The sequence below is a fragment of the Hoeflea sp. genome (genome assembly GCF_984452065.1).
Genome location: NZ_CFHWAF010000026.1, coordinates 18,913 through 40,181, shown reverse-complemented (window position 1 = coordinate 40,181; position 21,269 = coordinate 18,913). Strand labels below are relative to the sequence as shown.

Genomic DNA, 21,269 nt, shown 5'->3' with positions numbered 1-21,269 from the left:
GACGCAATGTACGCGTTGGGCAAATGCTATGAGTTCGGTCAAGGTGTAGACAAGGACCCCGTTGTGGCAGCAGATTGGTGGCGTAAGGCCGCGCATGCTGAAAACGCCGACGCAATGTACGCGTTGGGCAAATGCTATGAGTTCGGTCAAGGTGTAGACAAGGGCCTCGTTGTGGCAGCACAATGGTATCGGAAAGCCGCGGATGCTGGAAACGCCGGCGCAATGCACGCGTTAGGCCACTGCTATGCCCTCGGTGAAGGTGTAGACAAGAACCCCGTTGTGGCAGCAGATTGGTGGCGTAAGGGCGCGCATGCTGGAAACGACGCCTCGCGGGCCGAGCTTGAATGTCGTGGATTAGCTGTAGACGTTTCGAAGGAGCGGCCGCAGCTCTAAATCTGCAACACGACGACTGCCATCATTGCCAGAAAGGCAAAGACCGCGATCTTCCAGACATCGCCGCGCCGCTTGAGACCGGGAAGACCGAGCGGCCTTATCAGATGGGCGATCATCGCCAGAAGCAGAACAAGTGCGATTACTTTTGTCATGGCGCCCGGCTATCCCGCATCGAGCACGATCTTGCCGATGTGATCGCCCTCTTCCATACGGGCATGGGCGTCGGATGCGCGCTCGAGCGGAAACATCGTATCCATGACGGGAGCGACGGTGCGTTTGGCAAGCAGCGGCCAGACCCTGCGCCGCAACTCCGACGCGATGTCGGACTTGAAGACGACCGACCGGGCGCGAAGCGTCGAACCGGTATGCACCAGGCGTTTCATCATCAGCTTGGAGAAATCCGCCTCGACGCGGGCGCCGCGCAGGAACGCGATCTGGACGATCCGTCCCTCCACGGCGGCAGCCTCGTAGTTGCGGGAAATGTAGTCCCCGCCAACCATATCGAGGATGAGATCCGCGCCCTCGCCGCCCGTTTCCTCTTTGACAGCCGCAACGAAATCGTCCTCCCGGTAATTGACGGCAAGGTCCGCGCCGAGATCCAGACAGGCCTTGCATTTGTCCTGCGAACCCGCCGTCACGATCACCCTGGCGCCGAAATGCCTGGCAAGTTGTATCGCCGTCGTGCCGATGCCCGAAGAGCCGCCGTGAACCAGCAGGACCTCACCCGATTTCAACCCGCCGCGCTGAAAGACATTGTGCCAGACGGTAAAGAAGGTTTCCGGTATGGCGGCCGCTTCGCTGAAGCTGTACCCGGCCGGAACGGGCAGCGCATTGGTCTCGTGCACGGTGCAGTATTCGGCGTAACCGCCGCCCGGCACCAGCGCGCAAACCGGATCGCCGACCGCAAAGGCGCCGGCACCCTCACCCACGGCCTCGACGAGCCCCGCCACTTCCAGACCCGGAATATCGGGCGCTCCGGGCGGCGGCGGATAAGCGCCCATGCGCTGCAGGCAGTCCGGCCGGTTGACGCCGGCGGCCTTGACGGCGATCAGCAGTTCGCCGGCAGCAGGCTCGGGCTTAGGCCGCTCCCCGGCGACAAGAACTTCCGGCCCTCCGGGTTCGCGGATTTCGATGGCTTTCATGATTGTCCGGTGTCTCCTGCCCGTCCTGCCTGGTTGGATTCCCTCTTGCAATTCCCATATCATTCAAAATCGGCAATGCCCATGGAGGAAACGATGTCTATATTTGAGGACGAACCGGAAAAGAAGCCGCTTGCCCATGAAATCGGCTGCGATCTGTCGCTGATATCCGTGGACGAGTTGCAGGAGCGCATCGCCTTGCTGCAGCGGGAGATCGAGCGGCTGGAAACCGAAAAGTCCTCGAAGGAGAAAAGCAAGAACGCGGCGGAATCGTTGTTCCGCTAGCCCGGCCCGGCCCGCATGATGGTAAACAGGCCTTGAAAATTCGCATTTTCTTAAGACTGTTAACCCTGCGTTAAGCTTTACGAGTCATTATCGTCGCCATCCAGTTCTTCTGGATTCGGACTGAGTGACGGCATGTCATTCTGTTTGATGCCTCCCTGTTAAACTTCTGAGAGCCGCAATGCGGCTCTTTTTTTGTCCGCAGCCCCGTTAACAGGGCTGTTGCATTTTGGTTATCAGAGCCTGAAAGCCGTTAACCCTTCCTTAAGAATTGCCTTGCGTCGAAGGCCTGCAAGCCTCAGTGTGAGCGTGCAAGTCGCGGTACGGGTACGGCGGAGCTGCGACTTGATAGCTGTTTGAGTAACTTTATTATTCGCACCGAACGAGGCATCAGGGCATGGCTGACACCAACAAGAACACAATCCAGTTTGCGGAACGCATCACATCGTCCGCATCTTTCCAATCGCTCTATTCGGAGGGAATGGGACTGGTTGAGGAAACGGCCGCCTATCTGGACGGAACGGGCCGCGTGGCCGCCAAGGCGCTGCCGCGCATGGCATCGGTGCTTTATGCCGCCGAATCCATGCGTCTGACCACCCGCCTGATGCAGATGGCGTCCTGGCTGCTGTTGCAGCGCGCCGTCAACAATGGCGAGATGACCCGTGAGCAGGTGATCGCCGAGAAGGCCAAGGTCCGCCTCGACGGTTTCGCCTGCGACCGGACCGCACCCGGCTGGGGCGATCTGCCGGAGGCGTTTCGCGATCTCGTCGAACGCTCGCTGCGCCTGCAGGCGCGGGTCGCCCTGCTCGACAGGGAAATCTACCATCGCCATAGCAACACGCCGACAATACCGGATAACGAGAATTCCGTTCAGGCGCAACTCTCGCTGCTGAAGACGGCCTTCGGAAGCAACTAGAAGAGTTCCGGTTTTTCCGGCAAAAAAGCCCCGCTCGAAACGGCGGGGTTTTTCGATGTGTCCGGCGCGAAGCCTAAAGCCCGAGGCCTTCGAACCGCTTCTTGAACTTCGAGACGCGGCCGCCGCGATCAAGCAGATGCTGGTGGCCGCCGGTCCATGCCGGATGGGCCTTGGGATCGATCTCCAGCGTCATCGTGTCGCCTTCCGAGCCCCAGGTCGAGCGCGTCTCGTATTCTGTGCCATCTGTCATGACCACTTTGATCATGTGATAGTCGGGATGGATGTCAGCCTTCATTGCTATGTCCTGCTAAAACTCCGGCCCGGGCGCAGACCGCTGCGGCAAACCGGCCCATGTCACAAACAAAGCCGCACACCCGCAAGGTCACGGCTTTCCAATTCGATGGCGAGCCTATACATGAAGGGCTGAAAACTGACAAGAGGCATAGCGGCTTTTTGCCGACGGGCAAGACGGAACAAATCAGTGGCGGAAAGCAACCCTAACGGCGCCGGCCGAATGCGGTCCCTCAGACCGCTCACACGACTGTTTCCCTATATCCTGCGGTATCGCGGACTGCTCAGCGGCGCCATCGCGGCACTGTTTCTGGCCGCCGCCGCCACCCTTGCCCTTCCGCTCGCCGTGCGGCGCATGATCGACTACGGCTTCTTCGATGCCGACCCCGGTTTCATCAACAACTATTTCACCATGCTCCTGGTGATCGCATCGGTTCTCGCGCTTGCCAGCGCCATGCGTTACTACTTCGTCATCACGATCGGCGAGCGGGTGGTGTCCGATCTGAGACGCGACGTCTTTGCCCATGTGACGGAACTGTCGCCATCCTTCTTCGATGCCAACAAGTCGGGCGAGATCGTCTCCCGCCTGAGCGCCGACACAACGCAAATCAAGTCCGCGGTCGGCGCCACCGCCTCCATGGGCCTGCGCAACACGATCCTTTGTCTCGGCGCGGTGGTCATGATGATCGTGACCAGCCCGGAACTGTCCGGCCTCGTGCTGATCGCCATCCCGGTCATCGTCTTCCCGCTCGTCGGATTCGGCCGCTCGGTTCGCTGGCGCGCGCGCGAGGCGCAGGATACGCTTGCCGACGCGACGGCCTATGCGAGCGAGGCCATCGGAGCCTCACGCACGCTGCAGGCCTTCAACGGCGAGCCGACGGCCAACCGGCGATATGCCGACGCGGTGGAGAGCGCGTTCATGGCGGCGCGCGCGGCCGTGCGTGCCAGGGCATTCCTCACCGGCTTCGCCATCATGATGGTTTTCGGCAGCGTGGTCGGCATTTTGTGGTTCGGCGCCCACAAGGTGCTTGTCGGCGAGATGTCCGCCGGAACGCTGGGCCAGTTCCTGCTTTATTCGATCCTGGCCGCCTCGAGCCTTGGAACGCTGTCGGAGGTATGGGGCGAGTTCTCCCAGGCCGCCGGAGCCGCCGGGCGTCTGGCCGAGCTTGTTGACGAGACACCGGCAATCACCGCGCCGGCGAACCCCATGGCCCTGCCGGAGCCGCCGCTCGGCTCCGTTGCCTTTCGTGACGTCGTGTTCTCCTATCCGGCCCGTCCCGACGAACCGATCCTCAAGGGGCTGTCATTTTCCGTCGCACCGGGCGAAGCGGTCGCGATCGTCGGCCCGTCCGGGGCAGGCAAGAGCACGCTTTTCTGGCTGATCAGCCGCTTTTACGACCCTGCCGGCGGCACGATCCTTCTGGACGATGTCGACGTCAAAAAGGCCGATCCCGCCGCCATCCGCCACCGCCTTGCCAGCGTGCCGCAGGATGTGGCGATCTTCGCAAGCTCCATCAGGGACAATATCGCGTTTGGACGTCCCGACGCGACGGAGGCGGAGATCCGGGACGCGGCAAAGGCCGCTTTGGCGGACCCTTTCATCACCCGCATGGAGAAGGGTTACGACACGCTGGTCGGCGAGCGCGGGATCACGCTGTCGGGCGGTCAGCGCCAGCGCATCGCCATAGCCCGCGCGCTCCTGAAGGACGCTCCGGTCCTGCTGCTGGACGAAGCGACGTCGGCGCTCGACGCGGAAAGCGAAACGCTGGTGCAGAAGGCCCTCAACGTCCTGATGAAGGGCCGCACGACCCTCGTGGTGGCGCACCGGCTTGCGACCGTCAAGAAAGCCGACCGGATCCTGGTGATGGATCAAGGCCGGATCGTCGAGGAAGGCAATCATGCGAGCCTCGTCAAGAAAGGCGGCATGTATGCCCGCCTCGCCCGGCTGCAGTTTCAGCACGACGACGCGTCGGAAACCGAGGCCGCGCAATAAATCCCGGATCTTTAGAGCAAGCCTGGATTACGGTCTTCACCCATCGCCTGCGGCCTCCATGGCCTTATGTCCCGGCGAGCCGGTCAGACGGCACCGGAGGCCGCCCGCCCCGCCGTGCGGCCGGAAAAAATGCAGCCGCCGAGAAACGTTCCCTCAAGCGCATTGTAGCCATGCATTCCGCCGCCGCCGAATCCGGACGCCTCGCCGGCCGCATAGAGGCCGTCGATCACATTGCCGGCCCGGTCGAGCACCCGGGCGGAAAGATCGGTATGGATACCGCCCAGCGTCTTGCGGGTGAGGATGTTCAGCCGCACGGCGATCAACGGCCCGTGCTTCGGATCGAGGATGCGATGCGGCTTGGCCGTACGGATCAGCCTGTCGCCGATAAAATTGCGCGCGCCACGCATGGCGACGATCTGAAGGTCCTTGGAATAGGCGTTTTCGATCTCCCGGTCGCGCCCCTCGATCTGCACGCGCAGGTGATCGAGATCGATCAGGTCTTCGCCGGTCAGGGCATTCATTCCATCCACCAGCGCGTCAAGCGTATCACGCACGACAAAGTCCTCGCCCTTCTGCTTGAACGCCTCGACCGGCGCGGGCGCGCCCTTTCTGACGCGCTGCAGCACCTTTGCGATGCTCTTTCCGGTGAGATCGGGATTCTGCTCCGAACCGGAAAGCGCGAACTCCTTTTCAATGATTGACTGGGTCAGCACGAACCAGCTGTAGTCGTGGCCGGTCCGCATGATGTGGCCGAGCGTGGACAGTGTGTCGAACCCGGGCAGGCAGGGGACAGGCATGCGGTTTCCCCGCGCGTCGCACCAGAAGGACGACGGCCCCGGGAGGATGCGAATGCCATGTTTCGGCCAGATCGGGTCCCAGTTCTTCACGCCTTCCGTGTAATGCCACATACGGTCCGAATTGATGACGGCGGCGCCCGCCCCCTCGCTGATCTGCAGCATCCTGCCGTCGACATGATGCGGCACGCCCGCCACCATGTTTGACGGCGGCTCGCCGAGCCGGTCGCGCGGCCAGTTCCTGCGCACCAGATCGTGATTACCGCCGATACCGCCCGAGGTCACGATCACCGCGCCGGCGGCGAGGGAAAAGCGTCCGGCCACCGCGCGTGAGGACTGAACGGCGCGTGCCGCGTCCGTCTCTTCCAGAAGGCTGCCGCTGACGCCGGTCACACGGCCGTCCGTCACGGTGATGTCGTCGACCTGGTGGCGGAAACACAGCCTTACCCTACCGCGCGCCACTCCCTCGCGGACCCGCCGTTCGAACGGAGCCAGAAGCCCGGGCCCCGTGCCCCAGGTGATGTGGAAGCGCGGAACCGAATTGCCGTGACCGTCGGACAGCCCGCCGCCGCGCTCCGCCCAGCCGACAACCGGGAACCAGCGAACGCCCTGCTGATGCAGCCAGGAGCGTTTCTCCCCGGCGGCGAAGTCGACATAGGCCTCGGCCCACCGGCGCGGCCAGTGGTCCTCGTCCCGGTCGAAACCGGCCGATCCCCGCCAGTCCTGCCAGGCCAGCGCGTGGCTGTCGCGAATGCGCAGCCGCCGCTGCTCGGGCGAATCGACAAAGAACAGGCCTCCGAAAGACCAGAAGGCCTGCCCGCCGATATTGTTCTCGTTTTCCTGATCGACGACGATGACCGATTTGCCGGCATCCGCGAGCTCCGCCGCGGCAACAAGCCCGGCAAGCCCGGCGCCCACAACGATGACGTCACAATCCATCTTTCCTCCAATGTCCGCATGTCCGGCGACGAGACGGAACCGCCGACAGCCCCGAAAGCGCCCTCAGCGCTCGGTCAGCTTGAGCTCGATGCGGCGGTTCGTGGCGCGGGCCTCGGTCGAATTGCCTTCCTCGATGGGCTGGAACTCGCCAAATCCGGCGGCGACAAGACGGTTTGCCGGGACACCCCGGCCGATGAGGTATTTCACCACGGAGGTGGCGCGCGCCGAAGACAGTTCCCAGTTGTCGGCAAACCGGCCGGTTCCCGAGAGCGGCACGTTGTCCGTATGGCCGTCAACCCTCAGCACCCAGTTGATGTCCTCGGGAATTTCGCGGGCAAGGTCCTGAAGGGCGCTCGCCAGCTTGGCCATCTCCTGCTGGCCCTCCACATTGAGCTGATCGCTGCCCGAGGGAAACAGAACCTCGGACTGGAAAACGAACCGGTCACCCACGATGCGGATGTTTTCCCGGTCGGAGAGGATTTCACGCAACCGTCCGAAAAAATCCGAGCGATAGCGGTTCAGTTCCTGAACCCGCTGCGCAAGCGCAACATTGAGGCGGCGGCCGAGATCGGCGATTTTTGCCTGCGATTCGCGGTCCTTGCTTTCAGATGCGTCGAGCGCATCCTCAAGCGCGGCGATCTGACGGCGCAGCGCGGCAATCTGCTGATTGAGCAGTTCCACCTGTGACAGCGCGCGCGCGCTGATCTGGCGCTCCTCGTCAAGCGACTGGCTGAGCACACCGATCTGCGCTTCCGCCGCGCTCGATGCGCCTGCTCCGCGCGCCAGAAGTTCCTGAAGGCGTGAGCGCTCGCTCTCGGCATCATCCAGCGTTGCCCGCATATTCGCCAGCGCGTCTTCAAGGTCCTGGCGGCCGGACTGTTCGAGCGCCAGGAGTTGGGTGAGTTCGTTGATCTGCGAGTTAAGACGGTTCAGCACTTCGTCGCGGCCGCTGATTTCCCGGCTCAGGAGAAACTGCGCGATCACGAAGACCGACAGCAGAAACATGATGGCCAGCAGCAGTGTCGACAGCGCATCGACAAATCCGGGCCAGTAATCGACCCCGCGGTCGCCGCGTCGGTTTCGAGCCAGCGCCATGCTCTAGAGCAAGCCTGGGTTGGATTGGAACATTTGACCGCGGCGATTTTGGTCTCTGACTAGGCGGGTTGCGCACCGTGGTGTACCCCCACCACAAGCGCGAGCCAACGCGGTCAGAGGGCAAAATCGCCCGGCCCATTCAGCGGTATTCTCCAATATCCTCTTCCTTTCAAGGGTGGGGAAAATCGGCCCATCGGCAGCGTTGCGCCTCTTGCCCGATGCGCTGCATCGCGCTGCGCGACGCGCCTTGCCGAATGAACCGATTTTCCACCATCAAATGTTCCAATCCAACCCAGACTTGCTCTAGCTACCCTTGGACTTCTTGGCGTTGCCGTCCATCTTGCCGATTTCCTCGCCGAGCGTGTCGAGGGTCTGCCGCATCGCCTTGGCTTCGGACTGCTGTGCCTCGATCCAGTCGCGCAGCATCTGCTGCTCGTTGCGCATGTTCTTCACAAGGCCCTGGATACCCTCGGCGAGATTGGCCATGGCCGCGGTCGAGCGCTGGTTGATGCCGCCGCCGGCCTGCGCCATGGTCTGAACGGTTTCCGAGAGGCGGCGGATATCCTCGGAGGATTCGGCGCCGGTCGCGAGTTCCGGGGCGGCGATATCGAAATCGGGATCCGTAACCGTCGAGAGCCAGTTCTCAAGCTCGGTGTAAAAGCGGTTCTGCGCCCGGCCCGCCTGCAGGTCCAGAAATCCGAGAACAAGCGATCCGGCCAGTCCGAAAAGGGATGATGAAAACGCCGTCCCCATACCGGCGAGCGGCGCTTCAAGCCCGTCCTTCAATTCCTGCAGGACGTCGTTCGTATTGCCGGATCCCGGGTCGAGCGATTGGATGACATCGTTGATCGACGCGATTGTCTGAAGCAGCCCCCAGAAGGTTCCCAGCAGACCGAGGAAAACAAGCAGTCCGATCATGTAGCGCGAGGTATCGCGCGACTCGTCGAGCCGGGTGGCGATGGAATCGAGAATGGAGCGCAACGACGTCGTCGAAAGCGACATGGACTGCTTGCGCCCGAGCAGGACCCGCATCGGCGCCAGCAGCGTCGGGCTGCGCGAGCCGCGCATCCGGTCGTTGCCCTGGCGGAAGGAATTGACCCAGCTGACCTCGGGGCGCAACCTGAGGACCTGATTCACCGCCAGCAGGACACCGATGGCCAGTACAAACAAAATCAGGCCGTTAAGGCCCGGATTTGCAAAGAACGCGCTTGATATCTGGCGATAGAGAATGGCGGCCAGGAAGCCGGTCATGATAAGGAAGATGACCTGGCTCCAGAAGAACACCAGCGGGCTCGACAAGCGGTGCGGCTCGACCCCCAAATCCCGTTCCGACAAGCCCCAGCCCGACAGTCTTAGCTTTGCCATAAGCTGTGTACCCTACCTTTTCGGTGCCGCGTCGCCCTCTTGGTGCCCGCACGGCCCGCTTCCCTCTTACACGGGCAAATCACCATCGGCCGCCAATCAGCCGTCCCGCTTGCTCCGCACTGCTCTTTTCATGCCCCCAAATCGATCCTGATGAAACTAAACAAAAACAACGAAGAAAGGAAAGGCCGAAGGCAAGATTAGCACCTAGAACGAAAATGCGACCCTATTTTGCCGGCCGCTTCAGGATGGGCAGTAACTCTTTATGAACACGCTCATTGCCGGCAACGATACTCTTCTTCTCGAAGATTTTCCCGCCGCCGTCGCGATCCGAGACAAAGCCTCCGGCCTCACGCACGAGAATGATGCCCGCGGCAAGATCCCAGAGCGAAAGGCCGTCTTCCCAATAGCCGTCCATGCGCCCGGCGGCCACATAGGCAAGATCCAGCGCCGCCGAACCGAGACGCCTGATACCGGCGACCTCGCCCATCATGTGGCTGAGTTCGATGAGATATTGTCCGTGCTGGCCGCGGCCGAGATGCGGAACGCCCGTGCCGACGACACAATCCGCAAGCTGCCTGCGGCCGGCAACCCGCATCCGCCTGTCATTCAGGAATGCGCCGCCGCCCCTCTCGGCCGTGTAGAGTTCGTCCATCGCCGGGTTGTAGACAACGCCCGCGACGATCTCCCCGGCCCTTTCAAGCGCGATCGAAACCGCAAACAGCGGAATGCCGTGCAGGAAATTGGTGGTCCCGTCCAGCGGATCGACGAGCCAGCGGTGCTGGCCGTCCGTTCCCTTGTCCGCACCGCTTTCTTCCGCCAGCACCCCGTAGGTCGGCCGCGCCCTTCTAAGTTCGCCGAGGATGATCTCCTCGGCCTTGTGGTCGGCCTGGCTGACATAATCGCTCGGGCCCTTCAGGGATACCTGCAGGTTCTGCACCTCGCCGAAATCGCGGGAAAGGGACCGGCCCGCCTTCAGGGCGGCCTGAACCATGACGTTGAGTAGCGCTGAGCGGGCCATTGTGATGCCTTGAGAGATGCAGGAAGGGCGGACGGTTTCAGTCCGCCCGGCGGATATAGGTAATCTCGTTCGTGTCGACCAGAATACGCTCGCCGGCTTCGATGAACGGCGGCACCATGACGCGCACGCCATTTTCCATCACCGCCGGCTTGTAGGAGGAAGCCGCCGTCTGGCCCTTAACCACCGGATCGGCTTCGGTGATGGTCAGGCTGACCTGATCGGGAAGCGAGATACCGATCGGCTTTTCCTCATAGAGTTCGACGGTCACCATCATGCCGTCCTGAAGGAATTTCGATCGGTCGCCGACAAATTCCTGCGGCAGTTCGAGCTGTTCATACGTCTCGTTGTCCATGAAGACGAGCATGTCGCCCTGCTCGAAGAGATACTGGAACTCTTTCTGTTCCAATCGCACTTTCTCGACCGTCTCGGACGCCCTGAACCGTTCGTTCAGCTTCGTCCCGTCGATCAGGTTCTTCAGCTCGACCTGATTGAACGCGCCGCCCTTTCCAGGTTTGACGGCATTTGTCTTGACGGCCACCCACAACCCGCCATTGTGCTCAATGACGTTTCCGGGGCGAATCTCGTTTCCGTTTATCTTCATGGGAGCGTTTCCGGTCTTCTGTCAACCCGGCGCCTCAAGAACACAATTGTGCGGCACATGCAAGCCCGCTCTGCCTAACATCGGATGCGGGCCGGGCACACGTCGCCCGGACAGCCCGGCAACCGCCGCCGTTCCACGTGAATCGTGGCTAACGCGAGCGGAAATTGTTGGCTGCCTCGATGCCGGCTTTCTGTTCGTCCGCCGTCAGGCCCTGAAAGAAGTCCTCAAGACCGCGATCGTCGAGGCCGGCGCGGCGGGAGAGGATATACCACTTTGCCGCTTCGATCGGATCGGGCCGTGTTCCGATCGCGTTGATATAAAGATGCGACAACCGGTTTTGCGCCATGACATTGCCGAGATTGGCCGCCCGGCGCATCCAGCCGAAACCGGCTTCGTAGTCGACATCGCCGCCGATGCCGTCGATCAGCCAGACGGCAAGATCGAGCTGCGCTGTGTCGAAGCCGGAGCGCGCCGCCCGGATCATCCACATGCGCGCCGTCTCGGGATCGGCCTCAATTCCTGTGCCATAGGCATAAATCTGTGCCAGCGCGAACTGCGCGTCGGCAATCCCGCTTTCCGCCGCGCGGGTCATATAGGGCAACGCCTTGTCAATGCCCTCCTTGCCCGGCTGGTCGGCGATGAGCATCTGTCCGTAATTGAACTGCGCCGACGAATTGCCCGCATCCGCCGCCTGCTTCATCAGTTCCAGCGCCCTGTCGCGATCACCTGTCACATGCCTGCCTTCGAGCAGCAACAGCGCATATTTCAGCTGCGCCGCCGTGTCGCCTCCCTCGGCGGCGTTTTCGTACCAGAAGGCCGCTTCCTTCATGTTCAGCGGAACGCCGAGGCCGCGTGAGTAGATTTCGGCAACAAGGGTCTGGGCGGCCGGATCCCCGAGTTTGGCTCTCGGCAGCGCCAACTGGTAAGCCGTGAGATAAAGACCGCGCTGGAACGCACCATAGGCCGCATCGCCTTCCGGCGCAGCCGTGGCTTCCGGGCCTTCAACCGCATAAGCCGTTCCGATCGGTGCAAAAAGGATGGCCAGCGCGGCAATGATGATCGCAAGTCTCGTCATTGCGGCACCTAATCTTCAAACCGTGGCGCTTTTTCGTCGAGCATCGCATTGACTTCCGTGACCTTCATCGCCGCGGCGCCGGCATCGGCAAAAACCGCATCCCGCAGCGCCAGGAATTCCGCACCGCTTTCTGCGATATCCAGCACGCGGGACGCGTCCCGCCCGCCCATGACGACACACGGTATCTCCACCATCGAGGCCCACCATTGCCCGAGTGCGACATTCCCGGGATGCGGTTCGGCCTTGATGTCGCCGTCGAGTTTGCCGAAAAACACGTAGTCGGGCCGCAACTCGCCGATCTCCAGCGCGCTGTGGCGATCCTTTGCCCTGCCCGCCCCGACAATCGTATCAGGAGCAAAGCGATCGATCGCATCCGCGACGCGGTCGCGGCCGCCATCGATATGCAGCCCGTCCGCCTTGCAACGCGCCGCTATCCTCGTATCGCCGGCGATCAGAGCCGCCGCGCCGGCTTTCTGCACGACCGGGACAACCGCCTCGGCGACGTCCTGGAACGCGCGCTCGTCAAGGGCGTACTGGGGCAGGATGACGGAGGCGACATCCCCGCCCCGCAACGCATCGGCAACAAGCCCGCGCGCGGCGTCCGGATCGTTCACCGGCGGTGCGATCAGCACCAGCCTGCACCTGTTTTCAACGTCTGACATGGACACTCACTGAACCGAAGAGGCCGGGCGGCGCAAATCCGCACGAAACCCTCGCCTTTTCATTCGCTTCCCGATAGACCACGCGGGAGTTCGGATCAACAGCACCCATGCCCACAGATTTCATCTTTTACGCGGCGGCCGTTCCGGCCGTTATCCTTGTCGGCCTGTCCAAGGGTGGTCTCGGCGGCGCGTTTGCACTCATGGGCGTGCCCATCATGGCGCTGGTCATGCCGCCGGTCCAGGCAGCCGCCATCATGCTGCCGATCCTCATCGTCATGGACATTGTCAGCCTCTGGATATGGCGCCATCACAATGACCGGACCACGCTCAAGATCATGCTGCCCGGAGCGATGATCGGGATCGCCATCGGCTGGTTGACGGCCTCGCTTGTCACGGTCGGCCTGATACGGCTCCTCGTCGGGCTCATCGCCATGGCCTTTGTCTGCCGCTATATTTATGAACGCTACCGGGCGCGCGGCGGAAACCACACGCCGCCGGCGCGACAGCAACCGGCAAAAGCGACGTTCTGGAGCACGATTTCCGGTTTCACCAGCTTCGTCACCCATGCCGGCGGCCCGCCGTTTCAGATCTACACCCTGCCGCTGCGCCTCGATCCGAAAATCTATGTCGGGACCAGCACCCGCTACTTCGCGATCGTCAACGCGGTCAAGCTGATCCCGTATTTCGCCCTCGGCCAGTTCGACACCGGCAATCTGACGACATCCTTTGTCCTCATGCCACTCGCGCCGCTGGCGACATTTGCCGGCGCCTGGGTCGTCAAACGCATGCGTCCGGAGGTTTTCTACCCCCTCATGTATCTGATTATCCTGGCGACGTCGGTCAAACTTGTTGCGGACGGCTTGAATGCGCTATGGGACTGAATAGGATCAGACCTTCGGGAGGAAGCATGACAGTCAATCCGTATGAGACCGGTCTCGACCGCAATCCCGCCAATTACCAGCCCTTGACGCCGCTCACCCATCTGGCGCGCGCCGCGAGCGTCTATCCCGACCACATCGCGGTGATTCACGGTTCGCTGCGCATGAACTACCGGACCCTTTATGCCCGCTCGCGGCGCCTGGCGTCAGCCCTGGCAACGCGCGGCATCGGCAAGGGCGATACCGTTTCGGTCATGCTGTCCAACACGCCGGCCATGCTCGAAGCCCATCACGGCGTGCCGATGACCGGTGCGGTGCTGCATTCGATGAACACCCGCCTCGACGCGGCCATCATCGCCTTCCAGCTCGATCATGCGGAAGCGAGGATACTGATTGTGGACCGCGAGTTCTCCGCTGTCGTCAAACAGGCTCTGGAGATCGCTTCCGTCTCGCCGTTTGTCATCGACTACGACGATCCCGAATTCGGAGAAAACACGCCCTTCGAAAAGGGCGCGCGCATCGGCGCGGAAGACTATGAGGCATTCCTCTCGAAGGGCGATCCCGATTACGAGTGGCGGCTCCCCGACGACGAGTGGGATTCGATCTCGCTGAACTACACGTCCGGCACGACCGGCAATCCGAAGGGGGTCGTCTACCATCACCGCGGCGCTGCGCTGATGGGTTACGCCAATGTTGTCGCCTCGGGCATGGGCCGGCATCCGGTATATCTGTGGACCCTGCCGATGTTCCATTGCAACGGTTGGTGTTTTCCCTGGACCCTCGGCGTCGTCGCCGGCACCCATGTGTGCCTGCGCTGGGTCCGGGCCGGCGCCATGTACGACGCCATCGCCGAACACGGCATAACCCATCTGTGCGGCGCGCCGATCGTCATGGCGACATTGCTCAACGCACCGCAGGAGGAAAAACGCACGTTCAGCCAGACCGTCTCCTTCAACACCGCCGCGGCGCCGCCGCCGGAATCCGTTCTGGCGCAGATGGCGGAGGCCAGTTTCGAAGTCGTTCACCTCTATGGCCTGACCGAAACCTACGGGCCGGCGGTGGTCAATGAGTGGCACCGTGAATGGGACGAGTTCGACGAGCAACGGCGCGTCGCCATGAAAGCCCGTCAGGGTGTGCGTTACACGGCCCTTGAGGATCTCTCGGTGCGCGACCCCGAAACCATGGAGCCGGTTCCGGCGGACGGCGAAACCATCGGCGAGGTCATGTTTCGCGGCAATATCGTCATGAAGGGCTATCTGAAGAACCCCGACGCCAGCGTGGAGGCCTTTGCCGGCGGCTGGTTCCATTCCGGCGACCTCGGCGTCATGCATGCCGACGGCTATATTCAGCTCAAGGACCGGTCAAAGGACATCATCATTTCGGGCGGCGAGAACATCTCGTCCATCGAGGTCGAGGATGCGCTCTACAAGCACCCGGCGGTCCAGGCCGCCGCCGTTGTCGCGCGTCCCGACGACAAATGGGGCGAAACCCCTTGCGCGTTCATCGAGCTCAAGCCGGGACACGAGGCGACCGCCGATGAAATCATCGCGCATTGCCGCGGACTGATCGCGCACTTCAAATGTCCAAGATATGTGATTTTTCAGGACCTGCCCAAGACATCGACGGGAAAAATCCAGAAATTCGTCCTTCGCGAACAGGCGAAAAACGCTCCGTGAGACTGACGCTCCGGCACCGGAGAAGATGGCGGAACTGCCCGAATGCGGAAGACCCGCAGCGGCAGCTCCGATGCAAAACTAGTTCAGCTCCATACGATCCGTTTGCGACATTTCTCCTCGCAATCGCTCGATCTCATCCTTGATTCGCAGCTTGCGTCGCTTGATGTCGCTTATCGTGGTATCATCATACGAGGGATGATTGAGAGCCAGGTGGAGTTCCTCTTCCAGAACGCCGTGTTTCTTTTCAAGCGTTTCAAGACGAGCTTGGATTGCCATAGAACAACTCCTTTTCTTTGCCTGTCATGCCGCCGACGAGGGCAGCGACTTCAGATTGTGCCATTAAAATATGGATGTTGTCGAAGATAAATTTCAAGATCGTGGATAACTTTATGACGAATGCTGTTTTGCGGTATCCAACAAAGTGCTAGAGCATGCCGCATGCTCTTCAACCGCCGGAATTGGAAGGGCTTGCATTCATGCTGACGACGGGGAGATGGCATGTCGGACCAGGAACAGGCTGAACTGCGCTTGAAGGTCGCACGTTTGCGCCAGGAACACGAGGATTTCGACGCCGCGATCAAGGCAATGGTCACCGTTGGTTGTGATGCGCTTCAGGTGCAGCGCATGAAGAAGAAAAAGCTTGCGATCAAGGACAAGATCGCCAAGGTCGAAGACCAGATCATACCTGACATCATCGCTTGAAGACGAGGCCAGACCATGAGCACGACCGCGCCAGTCGCAATCATAATGGGCAGCCAGTCGGATTGGCCGACGATGAAACATGCGGCACAGACCCTGGACGAGCTTGGAATCGGCTACGAGGCCTTGATCGTCTCGGCCCACCGCACGCCGGACCGCATGGTCGAATTCGCCAAAACCGCCCGTGACAAGGGGTTTCGCACGATTATCGCCGGCGCCGGCGGCGCGGCCCATCTTCCGGGCATGACGGCATCCATGACACCCTTGCCGGTATTCGGCGTCCCCATCCGTTCCAGGGCGCTTTCCGGGCAGGACAGCCTCCTGTCCATCGTTCAGATGCCGGCGGGCGTTCCGGTCGGCACCCTGGCCATCGGCGAGGCCGGCGCAACCAATGCGGCGCTGCTGGCGGCAGCGGTCCTGGCCCTGTCGGACGAGGACCTCGCGACACGCCTTGACCGATGGCGTCAGGCGCGGTCCGATGCCGTCGCCCGGCAGCCTGAAGACGAGAGCTGACGATGAGCGGACATACGATCGGCATTGTCGGCGGCGGCCAGCTCGGGCGCATGCTTGCCATGGCCGCCGCCCGGCTCGGCTTTTCCACAATCATCCTCGAGCCTCAGGAAAAATGCCCGGCCTCGCAGGTGGCAGGCAGTCAGATTACCGCCGACTACGACGACACGGATGCACTGGATACGCTCGCGGTGCTCTGCGACGTCATTACCTATGAATTCGAGAACGTGCCCGTCGAAGCGGCGCATCGCCTTGCATCCAGCAAACCGGTCTACCCGCCTCCGACGGCGCTTGAGATTTCCCAGGACCGTTTTCTGGAAAAACGCTTCCTGAAAGAGAGCGGCGTCGCCACGGCGGACTTCGTCGCGGTCGACAGCCAGCGGGAGGTCGACGAAGCGCTGGCCGATTTTCAAGGCAAGGCTGTACTGAAGACACGCCGCCTCGGCTATGACGGCAAGGGACAGCGGTTTTACAACGCCCCGGGCGCGGACGCGGCGGACGCCCATGCCGAGCTCGGCGGCGTGCCGCTGATTATGGAAAGCCTCGTTCCCTTCACAGCCGAGATATCGGTGATCGCCGCACGGGCGACCGACGGCACGGTCGTCAGCTTCGATCCGAGCCGCAATTTTCACGAGGAGGGAATCCTGCGGCGCTCGGTCGTACCCTCGGGTATCGCGCAGGCGACGGCGGACGCCGCGAGGAACGCCACCGAGACCATACTCGCCCGGCTTGACTATGTGGGTGTCATCGGCGTGGAGTTCTTCGTGCTCGATAATGGCGATGTGCTCGCCAACGAATTCGCTCCGCGCGTTCACAATTCCGGTCACTGGACCGAGGCCGCATGCACCGCGTCCCAGTTCGAGCAGCATATCCGCGCCATTTGCAACCTGCCGCTGGCTGCCTGCGACAGGCACAGCGACTGCGAGATGGACAACCTGATCGGCGAGGACATCGACAAGCTGGACACCTATCTGCGCCGGCCCGATACACTCGTCAACATTTACGGCAAGCTCGAGGCCCGTCCAGGCCGCAAGATGGGCCATGTCACACGGCTCACGGGCCCGGCAAAACAGGCCGGCGGCGGTTGACATCAGGAGACGTTGCGCGTAAACGCATGCGCAACGAATTGAGCGCGCCGGAAGGCGCGCTTTTGATTGTGTATCTGCCCATTGGCTGCCGGCTGCGGGCGCTGATCACGGGTACGGAACGATGAAGATCAAAAACTCTCTCAAAGCGCTGAAGACCCGCCACCGCGAAAACCGTCTGGTGCGCCGCAAAGGTCGTGTCTACATCATCAACAAGCAGAACCCCCGCTTCAAGGCGCGGCAGGGCTGATCGCCGTATAGCGGTTTGCTGCTCACCAAAATTTGCGTTTGACCATCGGCGCATGCGTCATATGTTTATGGAATGCGCCGATTTGCATTTGTCCATAGCCCGCTCGCGGCCGTTTTGGTCGCTTCCGCCGTCTTTACCGGCACAGCACCCGCAAAGGCCGAAAGCGATCAGCCCGCCACCGGCGAAGCCGTTGCCCCCGTCATCAAGACACGGTCCGAGAGGATCGACGACTATTTCGTCGAACTGAAACGCGAACCGGAACCCGCATCGGCGCGGCGAATTGCCGACAGGATCTGGGCGGAGTGGCGCAAATCCGAAAGCGCGACGGCCAATCAGCTCATGCAATGGGCCAATGACGCCATACGCGACAGGCGTTATTACACCGCCCTCGACCTGCTCGATCAGGTGACGGTCCTCTCCCCGCAATTCGCCGAGGGATGGAACCGCCGCGCCACCCTGCACTACATGATGGACAATCACGCCAAGTCGATGGCCGACATCCATGTGGTGCTTCAACTGGAGCCCAGGCATTTCGGCGCGCTGATGGGCATGGCGTCCATCTTGTCCGCTGCGGGCTCCGATGAAGCGGCCCTCGGCACCTATCTCAAGGTCCTTGAAGTTTATCCGGCAATGCGCGAGGCTCAAAAACGTGTCGGTGAGCTGTCCGAGGAACTGGACGGCGACGAGATCTGATCCAACGGGTTTGTCACGGCATTGAACGTATTAATCCTGTTTCCGATTGCAGCAATTTTCACGGGGCTGATCCTCTTTTCCTGGATACAGAGCAGACGGATCGAGCGGCTCTATCCCCCCATCGGCGAATTCGTCGATGTCGGCGGATACCGGTTGCATGCTCTGCATGTCCCCGCGCCTGAAAACGCCGACCTTCCGGCCATCGTCTTTCTCCACGGCGCCAGCGGCAACCTCAGGGATCAGGCTGAAGCGTTCCGCAAACGGCTTGAAGGCCGCGCCGAACTGCTGTTTGTAGACCGCCCCGGTCACGGATGGTCGGATCGCGGCGACCCGCAAAACGCTTTTCCCGACGCGCAGGCGCGTGCGGTCGCCGAACTGATGCGCCGCAAGAACATCTCCGACGCACTGATCGTCGGCCACTCCTTCGGCGGTGTCATTGCCGCGAACATGGCCCTGGAAACACCCGAAAGGGTGAACGGTCTGCTGTTCCTCGCAACGGTTTCGCATCCGTGGCCCGGCGGCATAGACTGGCATTATCATCTCGCGACGGCCCCGTTTGTCGGCAAGCTGGCCACATGGCTCCTTGCCATGCCCGCCGGTCTCCTGCGTATCGATCGAGCGGCGCGCTGCGTTTTCAGCCCCAACGATTACCCGCCCGACTACCTTGCCCGCTCGGGAACCGCGCTGGTGCTGCGTCCAACGACATTCAACCACAACGCCCATGACGTGACGAACCTCTACGATCATATCGTCAGGACAACCCCGCGCTACCGGGAGATCGACCGGCCGACCATAATCGTCGCCGGCGACGAAGACTATGTCGTCTCGACGGAAATCCACTCGCGCGCGCTCGCCCGGGCGGTCGACGGCGCGGAACTTCACGTGCTCAAGGGCGTCGGCCACAAGCCCGATTACGCGGCAACGGACCTGTGTATCGCGGCCATCGAAAAACTCGGCGGAAAGGACGTCAACCTCGCCGCGATCGCCCGCAAGGTCGAGCGCGACATCGCCGCCGGCGGGGAGGCGAGCAATCCCCCGCCGTCAATTCCCCAACGCTCCTCGGCGATCAATCAGATCCCGGTCATGCCGTCCGAGCCGATATAGACGATGCGCAGCATGTTCGTCGCGCCCGGCGTTCCGAGCGGAACCCCGGCCGAGATGATGACCCTGTCGCCGGGCTTGCCGAACTCCTCGCGGAACGTGATCCGGCAGGCCCGGTCGACCATGTCGTCGAGATCGCGCGCATCCTCCGTGACCACACAATGAAGCCCCCAGACAACGGACAGGCGGCGCGCGGTCTGGATCACCGGGGAAAGCGCGATGATCGGCACCTGCGGACGCTCGCGCGAGGCGCGCATTCCGGTCGTTCCGGACGATGTGTAACACACGATGGCGGACAGTTTCAGCGTCTCGGCGATCTGCCGCGCCGCGAGCGATATCGCATCGGCGCCCGTCGCCTCGGGCTCCGAACGCTGCGCATGGACAATGCCGGTATAATTCGGATCGCGCTCAACCTTGCGGGCGATCGACGCCATCGTGGAAACCGCTTCCACCGGATAATCGCCGGCCGCCGATTCCGCCGACAGCATCACCGCATCCGCGCCCTCGAAGACCGCCGTCGCGACATCCGAGACCTCGGCCCTTGTCGGCACCGGCGCGGAGATCATCGATTCCAGCATCTGCGTGGCGACCACCACCGGCTTGCCGGCTTTCCGGCAGGCGCGCGTCAACTGCTTTTGCAGCCCCGGCACCGATTCGATCGGCATTTCCACACCGAGATCGCCGCGCGCGACCATGAGCGCGTCGGACAGTTCGATGATTTCGTCGATCCGCTCGATGGCCTGGGGTTTTTCGATCTTCGCCATGAGGCCGACCCGCGAGCGCGCAACCTTGCGCACCTCGGCGAGATCCTCCGGCCGCTGTATGAAGGACAGCGCCACCCAGTCCACATCGTCCGTTGCAAGCACGGCATCGAGATCGCTGCGGTCCTTGTCGGTCAGGGCGCCGACACCGAGGGTCGTATCCGGCAGGCTGACGCCCTTGCGGTCGGAAATCTTGGTTCCCGAAACCACGGTGCAGACGATTTTTTCGCCGTCGGACTTTTCAGCCCTCAGCTGCAATCGTCCGTCGTCGATCAACAGCCGGTGCCCTGCCTCGACGGCCTCGAATATCTCCGGATGCGGAAGCTGGACACGCTTGGCGTCGCCGGGCTTCTCGTCCTTGTCAAGCGTGAAGATCTGGTCCGGCAAAAGCTCCACCGCGCCGCTGGCAAACTTGCCGACCCTGAGTTTGGGGCCCTGAAGGTCCGCCAGAATGCCGATCGGGCGCCCGCAACGCTCTTCGACCTTTCGTATGCGTTCGATCAGCGTTTGCATGAGATCGTGGCTTGCGTGGCTCATATTGATGCGGAAGAGGTCTGCGCCGGCTTCGTGCAGCTTCTGGATCATTGCTTCTTCCGATGAGGCCGGACCCAGCGTTGCGAGGATTTTTACTTTGCGCAGACGCTTCATTAATTCTGACCTTCCTCTGCTTCCGTTGAATCGGAAAGCTGGACCATCCAGCTGGACTGCTGTCCGGTATCATATTCCTTGAAGCCCATGCGCAGAAAACCGCGTGTGAAGCAGTTTTTTACATCGACGATCTTGAACTCGTCTTCCGCGACACACATGTCGACATTTCCGCCCCACCGGCCGCCGCGCGCCGCATCTTCGGCATAGAGATAGTAAAAGCGCGATGCCAGCGGCCCCTCGATCAGCGTCGCACAGGACGTCGCCGATATCTGCCACCAGCCCTCGGAGATCCATCCGTCATCGCCGCGATACCCGATGGCGACACCCACCAGGTTCTGTGTTCCGTTGCAGACGCGGAAGTCAGCATGTGCCTGCGGCGTCGCCCAGAGGCTGCCCATGAATGCC

At 62.0% G+C, this 21,269-nt stretch carries 25 protein-coding genes; 12 read left to right on the top strand and 13 right to left on the bottom strand.

Annotated elements, in window-relative coordinates:
* A partial coding sequence (locus tag AC5E6N_RS07370; protein ID WP_491747209.1) for a tetratricopeptide repeat protein occupies positions 1-393 on the top strand: 393 nt, incomplete at its 5' end.
* Here the strand turns inward: AC5E6N_RS07370 and AC5E6N_RS07365 are convergent.
* Positions 390-545 carry a hypothetical protein gene (locus tag AC5E6N_RS07365; protein ID WP_491688758.1) on the bottom strand — a complete coding sequence of 52 codons (156 nt, stop codon included), beginning with the start codon at positions 543-545 and terminating at the stop codon, positions 390-392. The two genes, AC5E6N_RS07370 and AC5E6N_RS07365, sit on opposite strands and share 4 nt — an antisense overlap.
* A gap of 9 nt (positions 546-554) precedes the next feature.
* Complete coding sequence (locus AC5E6N_RS07360) at positions 555-1,535, bottom strand: NAD(P)H-quinone oxidoreductase (RefSeq protein WP_491747208.1); 981 nt, start codon at positions 1,533-1,535, stop codon at positions 555-557.
* A gap of 93 nt (positions 1,536-1,628) precedes the next feature.
* On the opposite strand from AC5E6N_RS07360, the gene AC5E6N_RS07355 reads away from it, so the two are divergent.
* Both AC5E6N_RS07355 and rcdA read left to right on the top strand, forming a co-directional pair.
* Complete coding sequence (locus AC5E6N_RS07355) at positions 1,629-1,817, top strand: DUF1192 domain-containing protein (protein WP_491747207.1); 189 nt, start codon at positions 1,629-1,631, stop codon at positions 1,815-1,817.
* A 394-nt stretch (positions 1,818-2,211) separates the two neighbouring features.
* Positions 2,212-2,730, top strand: coding sequence for a protease adaptor protein RcdA (gene rcdA, locus AC5E6N_RS07350; RefSeq protein ID WP_491747206.1), 519 nt, complete (start codon positions 2,212-2,214; stop codon positions 2,728-2,730).
* A 73-nt stretch (positions 2,731-2,803) separates the two neighbouring features.
* On the opposite strand, the gene rpmE is transcribed toward rcdA, so the two are convergent.
* A complete protein-coding gene (rpmE, locus tag AC5E6N_RS07345; RefSeq protein WP_491688754.1) occupies positions 2,804-3,025 on the bottom strand; it encodes a 50S ribosomal protein L31 in 222 nt (73 codons plus the stop codon).
* Positions 3,026-3,244: 219 nt separating this feature from the next.
* Here rpmE and AC5E6N_RS07340 point away from each other — a divergent pair, with 219 nt between their 5' ends.
* Complete coding sequence (locus AC5E6N_RS07340) at positions 3,245-5,014, top strand: ABC transporter transmembrane domain-containing protein (protein WP_491747205.1); 1,770 nt, start codon at positions 3,245-3,247, stop codon at positions 5,012-5,014.
* Positions 5,015-5,097: 83 nt separating this feature from the next.
* Here the strand turns inward: AC5E6N_RS07340 and AC5E6N_RS07335 are convergent, their stop codons facing one another.
* The 7 genes from AC5E6N_RS07335 to AC5E6N_RS07305 form a co-directional block, all read right to left on the bottom strand.
* Positions 5,098-6,747, bottom strand: coding sequence for an FAD-binding dehydrogenase (locus AC5E6N_RS07335; RefSeq protein ID WP_491747204.1), 1,650 nt, complete (start codon positions 6,745-6,747; stop codon positions 5,098-5,100).
* Between the two features lie 63 nt (positions 6,748-6,810).
* Positions 6,811-7,842, bottom strand: coding sequence for a peptidoglycan -binding protein (locus AC5E6N_RS07330; protein ID WP_491747203.1), 1,032 nt, complete (start codon positions 7,840-7,842; stop codon positions 6,811-6,813).
* 303 nt (positions 7,843-8,145) lie between these two features.
* A complete protein-coding gene (locus tag AC5E6N_RS07325) occupies positions 8,146-9,207 on the bottom strand; it encodes a flagellar motor protein MotA (protein ID WP_491747202.1) in 1,062 nt (353 codons plus the stop codon).
* A 223-nt stretch (positions 9,208-9,430) separates the two neighbouring features.
* Positions 9,431-10,225 (bottom strand): inositol monophosphatase family protein, encoded by a 795-nt coding sequence (locus AC5E6N_RS07320; protein ID WP_491747201.1) that lies wholly within the window; start codon positions 10,223-10,225, stop codon positions 9,431-9,433.
* Between the two features lie 37 nt (positions 10,226-10,262).
* Positions 10,263-10,826 carry an elongation factor P gene (gene efp / locus AC5E6N_RS07315; RefSeq protein WP_491688747.1) on the bottom strand — a complete coding sequence of 188 codons (564 nt, stop codon included), beginning with the start codon at positions 10,824-10,826 and terminating at the stop codon, positions 10,263-10,265.
* Positions 10,827-10,974: 148 nt separating this feature from the next.
* Positions 10,975-11,901: a tetratricopeptide repeat protein gene (locus AC5E6N_RS07310; RefSeq protein ID WP_491747200.1), complete on the bottom strand. Its 927-nt coding sequence runs from the start codon at positions 11,899-11,901 to the stop codon at positions 10,975-10,977.
* A gap of 8 nt (positions 11,902-11,909) precedes the next feature.
* Complete coding sequence (locus tag AC5E6N_RS07305; protein ID WP_491747199.1) at positions 11,910-12,563, bottom strand: thiamine phosphate synthase; 654 nt, start codon at positions 12,561-12,563, stop codon at positions 11,910-11,912.
* A gap of 107 nt (positions 12,564-12,670) precedes the next feature.
* Here AC5E6N_RS07305 and AC5E6N_RS07300 point away from each other — a divergent pair, with 107 nt between their 5' ends.
* Together AC5E6N_RS07300 and AC5E6N_RS07295 are read left to right on the top strand one after the other, a co-directional pair.
* Positions 12,671-13,444 carry a sulfite exporter TauE/SafE family protein gene (locus AC5E6N_RS07300; RefSeq protein WP_491747198.1) on the top strand — a complete coding sequence of 258 codons (774 nt, stop codon included), beginning with the start codon at positions 12,671-12,673 and terminating at the stop codon, positions 13,442-13,444.
* Positions 13,445-13,470: 26 nt separating this feature from the next.
* The gene (locus AC5E6N_RS07295) at positions 13,471-15,117 is read left to right on the top strand and encodes an acyl-CoA synthetase (protein WP_491747197.1); all 1,647 of its coding nucleotides are present in this window, start codon (positions 13,471-13,473) and stop codon (positions 15,115-15,117) included.
* A 78-nt stretch (positions 15,118-15,195) separates the two neighbouring features.
* Here the strand turns inward: AC5E6N_RS07295 and AC5E6N_RS07290 are convergent, their stop codons facing one another.
* Positions 15,196-15,393 (bottom strand): YdcH family protein, encoded by a 198-nt coding sequence (locus tag AC5E6N_RS07290; protein ID WP_491688742.1) that lies wholly within the window; start codon positions 15,391-15,393, stop codon positions 15,196-15,198.
* Between the two features lie 222 nt (positions 15,394-15,615).
* Here AC5E6N_RS07290 and AC5E6N_RS07285 point away from each other — a divergent pair, with 222 nt between their 5' ends.
* The 6 genes from AC5E6N_RS07285 to AC5E6N_RS07260 all read left to right on the top strand — a co-directional run bounded on the left by AC5E6N_RS07285 (position 15,616) and on the right by AC5E6N_RS07260 (position 19,458).
* On the top strand, positions 15,616-15,819 hold the full coding sequence (locus AC5E6N_RS07285) for a YdcH family protein (protein ID WP_491747196.1): 204 nt from the start codon (positions 15,616-15,618) through the stop codon (positions 15,817-15,819).
* Between the two features lie 15 nt (positions 15,820-15,834).
* The gene (gene purE, locus AC5E6N_RS07280) at positions 15,835-16,329 is read left to right on the top strand and encodes a 5-(carboxyamino)imidazole ribonucleotide mutase (RefSeq protein WP_491747195.1); all 495 of its coding nucleotides are present in this window, start codon (positions 15,835-15,837) and stop codon (positions 16,327-16,329) included.
* Between the two features lie 2 nt (positions 16,330-16,331).
* On the top strand, positions 16,332-17,414 hold the full coding sequence (locus tag AC5E6N_RS07275) for a 5-(carboxyamino)imidazole ribonucleotide synthase (RefSeq protein ID WP_491747194.1): 1,083 nt from the start codon (positions 16,332-16,334) through the stop codon (positions 17,412-17,414).
* Between the two features lie 121 nt (positions 17,415-17,535).
* Positions 17,536-17,661 (top strand): type B 50S ribosomal protein L36, encoded by a 126-nt coding sequence (ykgO, locus tag AC5E6N_RS07270; protein WP_267988545.1) that lies wholly within the window; start codon positions 17,536-17,538, stop codon positions 17,659-17,661.
* A gap of 72 nt (positions 17,662-17,733) precedes the next feature.
* Positions 17,734-18,354 carry a tetratricopeptide repeat protein gene (locus tag AC5E6N_RS07265; protein WP_491747193.1) on the top strand — a complete coding sequence of 207 codons (621 nt, stop codon included), beginning with the start codon at positions 17,734-17,736 and terminating at the stop codon, positions 18,352-18,354.
* 21 nt (positions 18,355-18,375) lie between these two features.
* Positions 18,376-19,458, top strand: a complete 1,083-nt coding sequence (locus tag AC5E6N_RS07260; RefSeq protein ID WP_491747192.1) for an alpha/beta fold hydrolase — start codon at positions 18,376-18,378, stop codon at positions 19,456-19,458.
* On the opposite strand, the gene pyk is transcribed toward AC5E6N_RS07260, so the two are convergent.
* Together pyk and AC5E6N_RS07250 are read right to left on the bottom strand one after the other, a co-directional pair.
* Complete coding sequence (gene pyk, locus AC5E6N_RS07255) at positions 19,425-20,864, bottom strand: pyruvate kinase (RefSeq protein ID WP_491747191.1); 1,440 nt, start codon at positions 20,862-20,864, stop codon at positions 19,425-19,427. The two genes, AC5E6N_RS07260 and pyk, sit on opposite strands and share 34 nt — an antisense overlap.
* The gene (locus tag AC5E6N_RS07250; protein WP_491688766.1) at positions 20,864-21,262 is read right to left on the bottom strand and encodes a DUF1036 domain-containing protein; all 399 of its coding nucleotides are present in this window, start codon (positions 21,260-21,262) and stop codon (positions 20,864-20,866) included. Before AC5E6N_RS07250 ends, pyk begins: the two co-directional genes overlap by 1 nt.
* Positions 21,263-21,269 lie beyond the last annotated feature (7 nt).